General features: G+C 65.6%; 6 protein-coding genes. 1 reads left to right on the forward strand and 5 read right to left on the reverse strand.

Annotated elements, in window-relative coordinates; all coding sequences use genetic code 11:
• Window positions 1-193, forward strand: a 193-nt coding sequence (locus tag J4H91_RS15195; protein ID WP_208047093.1) for a hypothetical protein, incomplete at its 5' end; no start/stop codon positions are given.
• On the opposite strand, the gene J4H91_RS15200 is transcribed toward J4H91_RS15195, so the two are convergent.
• The 5 genes from J4H91_RS15200 to J4H91_RS15220 all read right to left on the reverse strand — a co-directional run bounded on the left by J4H91_RS15200 (window position 186) and on the right by J4H91_RS15220 (window position 5,449).
• Window positions 186-1,934, reverse strand: a complete 1,749-nt coding sequence (locus J4H91_RS15200; protein ID WP_208047094.1) for a copper resistance protein CopC — start codon at window positions 1,932-1,934, stop codon at window positions 186-188. The two genes, J4H91_RS15195 and J4H91_RS15200, sit on opposite strands and share 8 nt — an antisense overlap.
• Complete coding sequence (locus J4H91_RS15205; protein ID WP_208047095.1) at window positions 1,931-2,668, reverse strand: YcnI family copper-binding membrane protein; 738 nt, start codon at window positions 2,666-2,668, stop codon at window positions 1,931-1,933. The genes J4H91_RS15200 and J4H91_RS15205 overlap by 4 nt, the downstream gene beginning before the upstream one ends.
• 78 nt (window positions 2,669-2,746) lie before the next feature.
• Window positions 2,747-3,985, reverse strand: coding sequence for a Dyp-type peroxidase (locus J4H91_RS15210; RefSeq protein ID WP_208047096.1), 1,239 nt, complete (start codon window positions 3,983-3,985; stop codon window positions 2,747-2,749).
• Entirely contained in the window at window positions 3,985-4,578 is a 594-nt protein-coding gene (locus J4H91_RS15215) for a copper chaperone PCu(A)C (protein ID WP_341783573.1), read from the reverse strand. Before J4H91_RS15215 ends, J4H91_RS15210 begins: the two co-directional genes overlap by 1 nt.
• A 235-nt stretch (window positions 4,579-4,813) precedes the next feature.
• On the reverse strand, window positions 4,814-5,449 hold the full coding sequence (locus J4H91_RS15220; RefSeq protein ID WP_208047097.1) for a hypothetical protein: 636 nt from the start codon (window positions 5,447-5,449) through the stop codon (window positions 4,814-4,816).
• Window positions 5,450-5,798: the final 349 nt, after the last annotated feature.

Below are 5,798 nucleotides of genomic sequence, written 5' to 3' on the forward strand. Positions count from 1 at the left end.
GCTGCTCGGCGATCTGTTGCTGATCGATGATCTCTCCCGTCACAGGATCGATCATCTCGATAGCCTGACTCATTGCCCTTCCTTTCGGTCAGGCCAGTCCCAGATCCACCGTTTTCCTGACACTCCCGACAGACGCCGCGACCGTCGGCGGTTCCGCACCCTCTGCGCCAGACGCGGAGCCTGGGCTAATTGATGTCGATCGGCACGATAACGATGGGTTGGGTGTAGGTGTCGATTCGTGCGGATGCTTGGATCTGCCATTCACCGGCGACGGGCATCGTCAGCAGTGCTTCGTACCCGCCGGTATCTGGATTGAACTGTGGGGTTGCGGTGAAGGGGCCGAGTTGCTGTTCAGGAAGTCGCGCCTCGAGGGTGACCTCTTCGGTCGTGACCGGTTCGCCGTCGTATTCGAGTCGGAACGTGAGCGTGTTCTCACCTGTGGACGCAGGAGTGAGGGCGCCGTCGACGGTGAGCCCTTGAGACTCGGCATAAAGGCGCGCATCCTGGACTCTGACCGCAGGGGATCCCGCGTCGTGGTGGTGTTCGTGCGCGGCGGTGGGGCTGGTGTTGGTGAGGAACCCGGTCACCGCGATGACCGCGATCAAGAGCACGGCCTCGCCGGTGAGGGTGCGGCGCAGGCTCACCCATTGCTGTCGCTCGCTGGGCTGCCGGGTGATGCGGGGCAGGAAGTGGAGCCGGTTCCATGCGGCGAGCAGGATCACGGCTGCGATGATGCCGAGCTTGATGAGCAGGAAGCGACCGTAGTCGCTGCCGAAGAGCGTGCCCCAGGAACCGACGATGAGGATAGCCATGACGGTGCCGCTGATCGCGAGCACGATCACGCTGATCAGCGCGTACCGTGAGAATCGGGCCACCACCTCGACCACGGTGTTCGGGCGGATGCGTGGTGCCCCGCGAGGGTTCGCCGGACGAGCGGCTGCAAGCGTGCAGAGAAGTCCGATTACGCCGCCGACCCAGAACGCGCCGGTGACCAAGTGCCCGAGGTCTGCGGCGAGCATCACCCATACGGGTTGCACGGTCTGCGTATGCCCGACCAGCAGCGGCACGCAGAGCGCAACCGTGGCGGAGCCCAGAGCCGCGACTCCCATTCCCGCTGCGCGTGAACGCGAGTCGACAAGCAGCGCAGCGAGCCCGAACACCAGCACCAGGGAGGCGGAGACGAGGAGCTGCCAAGATACCCCCGGCATCCAGGTGCTTGCGGGGAGGAGGACGAGGTCGCCGGTTTCGGGTAGGTAGGTGATGAACTCGTTCCCGGTGACTCGTGCCCCGGATGCGGGGATCAGCAGCAGCGACGATGCGAGGGCGGTACCGTAGGAGATGCGGCTGAGTTTGCGGATTCGCGGCTCGGCCGGAGTGGGTGCGCGGGTCACGAATCGGTTGAAGAACACGAGCCCGGCTAGGGAGAGCAGCCCGAGATACTGTGCGACCGTGAGTACGGACACGATCGTCTCGGTGACGACGGGATCGGCCGGTGTGAGGCTCGTATCGGGGGCGGTGTAGTCGCCGTCGCCGATCTGGAAGGCGAGGGCACCACCGATCGGGTGCCCGTCGGCGGATACGACCCGGTAGGCGAGCGCATACGCGCCGTCTCCGAGATCGGCCGGAAGGTCGATGACGACGGTGGTGTTGCTGGTGCGGGCAGTGAGCACCTCGGGGGTGCCGTCTCCGGGGAACAGGCGCATGGCGTCTTCAACGACCTGTACGGGTTCGTTGAACCGCAGCTCGACCGTGTCCGGCGCGGTGTCGAGCACGGCCCCGTCCTCCGGTGCGGTTTCCAGCAGCTCGGCGTGCGCGAACACCGGCGAGGTGCCGGTACCGAGGGCGAGTTGCAGCCCGAGCAGGGCGGTGAGCAGCGCGAATACGCCGACCCGCCGCCTGCGCGCGGATCGTTCCCCGGAGGCGGTCAGGCTCATGCCTGCTTGCGTCCCCGGATCAGGGCGATCACGCCGGCGATGAGTCCCAGCCCGCCGACGACGAGTGAGGTGATCACGAGCGGCGTCTGGTCATTGCCCGCTGCGGCCTCCTCGCCGTTCGCCGCAGCCTCTTCGGTGCCCGCCTCGGAGGCGTCGGCCCCGTGGCCGTCGCTGCTGGCTGCGACGACCTCGAAGCCGGGGGCGGGCAGTTCGAGCTCGTGCGGGTCCTGCCCGTCCGCGGGGATCTGCACCCACGCCGACTCGCCCTCCTCGCAGCTCTGCACGGCCGGGAAGTACAGCGTGGAACCTGCGGCATCCTCGGGGAGCTGCAGCGACAGCTCGAACACGTCACGCTGATCGGCGGGCAGCGGCGTGTTCGCCGTGTAGACGACCTCCGCGACCCGCTCGGTGACCTCGTTGCCGTGACCGTCGATGATCGGGGTGTCCAGCGCCTCCATCACCTTCTCGATCGTGTAGAACGGGTTCCGGGTCGGCGTGACCGCGTTGATGCCGTCCGGGATCTGGATCGCGACCTTCGTCGTCGGAGAAACGTCACAGCCGTGAGGAACGCTGACGGCCACGACCGCGTACGATCCCGCCTCGTTCGTGTTCGGGGTTGCGCCAACATGCGCCTGTGCGCTTGCCGCGCCGCAGAGGGTGAGCGCGAGCGCGCCGAGTGCTGCTGCGCCGGTCAGCAGGAACGGGCGCTTCTTCGATTCAGTGTGATTCATCATGGGTTCTTGTTTCTTTCTCTCGTGTGTTTCGGCGCATCGTGAGCGCCGAGGAATGGTGTGTGGTGTGCGAGACCCGTCTCAGGTGAGGAGGGTGTCGCCGATGAAGCCGCCCTCAGCACATCCGGGCGGGATCGCGAACACGGCGGAACCGACCGGGGTCGTCCACTCGTTGAGCAGATCGAGCTCATCCAGGCGGCGCTGGATCGGCGTGAACTGCCGCTCCACATCCGCCTGATACGAGGTGAAGATCAGCCCCGAATCCGACAGCTCGTCACCCGCGGGCGGCCCTTGATAGTTGTAGGCGCGACGGAAGATCCGCTCGTGCGCCTCGACCGGGCGGGCACGCGCCATGTGGGAGAACTCGGGGATCACGGTGAACCCGATCGGGGTCTTCGCCTCGAAATCGGGCTCATCGAACTCCGCCGCCTCACCGTGCGGGCTGCTCGTCAGCGGTGCACCGTTCGACTGGAACCGGCCGATCGACTGGTCGCGTCCGGAACGGTCGAGCCGATCCCACTTGTCCAGATCCATCCGAATCCTGCGGATCACCGCACCCGTCCCACCCGCCAACCACCCGCTGGTGTTCCACACGACCTCATCGAAATCTGCGGTACCCGGTGTCGGGTTGGTGGTGCCGTCGACCTGCCCGAACAGGTTCCGCATTGTCGTACCCGGCTTCATCGTCCCGTGCGCGCGACGGAATCCCGTCTGCACCCATCGCACCGAAGCAAAACTCCGGCTGTCTTTCAACAGCATCCGGGTCGTGTGCGCGACCGTGACCGGATCATCCGAGGCAACCTGGATCAGCAGATCCCCGTCGGTGTATTCGGGTTGGAGCTGGTCGATGCCGAACGCGGGCAGCGGCTGCAACCATCCCGGCCCGGCCCCGTTCGCACGAGCCACGAACTCCGGCCCGAACCCGAACGTCACCGTCAGTCGGGCCGGGGCGGCTCCGAGCTCCGGTTCGGAATCCGCGAGCGGCGGCACCCCTTGGGTGAGGCGTGCCGCATCGTCGGTGAGGAGCATCATCATGCGCCGCAACCCGTCACGGTCGGTATCGGCTCGAAGATCGAGGCCGACGAACACGGCATGCGCCTGCGCATCGGTGTCGATCCCGGCCTGATGGACGCCGTAGAACGGCACCGTCTCGTCGCCGTTGAGCGGCACCGACACAGGCGCGCCGCTATCCCGTGTGAGGGCGTAGTCGATTCCGAGCGCAGTCGCCGCGCCGACCCCGGCGGCGGCCCCTCCGAGGAGGAACTGCCGCCTAGTCGACGAAGCCTGACCGGAACTCCTACCCCGGTCTGGGGCGCCCATCAGTGCTCGCTGTGCTCCGCGTCGTCATGGTTCATGTCGCCATGATCCATGTCACCGTGGCCGCCCTCGTAGTTCTCGTTCGCGCCCGCATAGTCCTTCACGACCGCCGCGAACTCCAGCGTGGAACCATCGGAGAACGTGAGCGTGAACGTCACTTCCTCACCCGCCTTCACCGGCTCGGGGAGTTCCATCAGCATGAGATGGTTTCCGCCCGGCTCAAGATGCAGGTGGTCATTCGCAGGGATCACGAAACCGCCCGAAACCTCCCGCATCACCATCTGCCCGGACTCGTTCTCCACGGTCTCGTGGAGTTCCATGTCCGGTGACGCCGACGACTCCACCGACACCACGGTCACGTCCTGGTCGGAGGAGTTCTCGAGCGTGCCGAACCCGGCCGTCATTTCACCCGGTACGGCCGACTTCACCCAGGCGTCTTCGATCGTGACCGAGTCCGCCTCCTTCACCTGCGCGGCAGGCTCCTCCTGCTGCGTGTTCGTACCGCCGGTATCCCCGGTCGAGCAGCCGGTGAGCGCGAGCAGCGCGACTCCGAACGCAGCACCTGCGTGCAACGCACGATTACGAATCTTCATCATTGGTTTTTGTGCCTTTCAAGCATGCCTACTCCCGACCCGCGCAGCACGCGCGCGGAGTCGGCACCGCCACCCAGCCATGGCAGGGTGCAGTCAGATCAATACGAACTGCCGTATGAATACGCTCGAAATCCGACGCCACCGACCCCAGGAAGAAACCCTGTACGGCGGATCAGACACCACTCACAGAGGCGGCAAACATCCTCACGCCAGACACCAGCTGGCCGCGAAGCAAGAACTATCGAGCGATCCGGAACACAGCCGGAGGCCCACGACGGCTCAGCGTCGATGCATGAATCTGAGACAGCACCGTCCAGCCCGCAGCCTCGGCCGGTCGCACCCGCGCGGGCTCCGTCAGAACGGGAAGTTGGATGGGAGTCGTAAGGCGGTGCCGCACCCAAGCGACGAACTGCTCCGCAACCGCACGCAGACGATGGATCGCCTGCTCACCCCGATACAGGAACGCGATCGTCACGAGGGCACCGACCAGGTGCGAGAGCCACATGACGGTGTCGCCATGCACGAGCGTGATCGTGTGCTCCGACACCGCCGGCATCTGCATCATCTGGTGCCCGTGATGATGACCAGCCGGCATTTTCTGCATGGCCGCCCCCGAAGTCGGGGTACCGAGCACGAACAGCGTGTGGAACAGCGTCTGGCTCGCGACCACAGAGATCGAGAGGCGCGTCAGCGAGAGCGTCCGACCCGCGAGCAGGATGCACACCATCAGCGACAGCAGCAACGGCACACCGACCCCGACCAGGCCGGGCATTGCACCCCCGCCGATCACATGTGAGAACAGCGCCGCGAACGTTGCAATAGCGGCCGCGCTCGACCCACGCACCAGGTGCGGGAGACGCGACGACGATTGCATACGCCCATTATCGCAGTACCTGCCACGTCTCGTGATCTGCTGGCCCAAACCGCGCACGAGTCAACGACGCACCCTAGGGCGGCAAGAGTCGTGCACTCCAACAACCAGGAGCCAATAGTGTCCAGTAACGGGTTCCGAGAACCCGCACCCTCGACTAATCTGAAAGCGGCTGTAAGTACTTAGGTTCCCGAGATTTCCGAACGCATTCGCGGGAACCCGTCACGGGTCTGTCCGATAAACGGTGTGTGGGATCCGGCGGTTTTCATTCGTGAGTGGTTTTCTCGAACCGTCCGGCGAAGGTGATCGCGAACGCGTTCAGCGCGGGCTTCCACCTCATCACCCAGCGTGC

Origin of the sequence: Leucobacter ruminantium (assembly GCF_017565705.1) — a bacterium.
GTDB classification, from domain to species: domain Bacteria; phylum Actinomycetota; class Actinomycetes; order Actinomycetales; family Microbacteriaceae; genus Leucobacter; species Leucobacter ruminantium.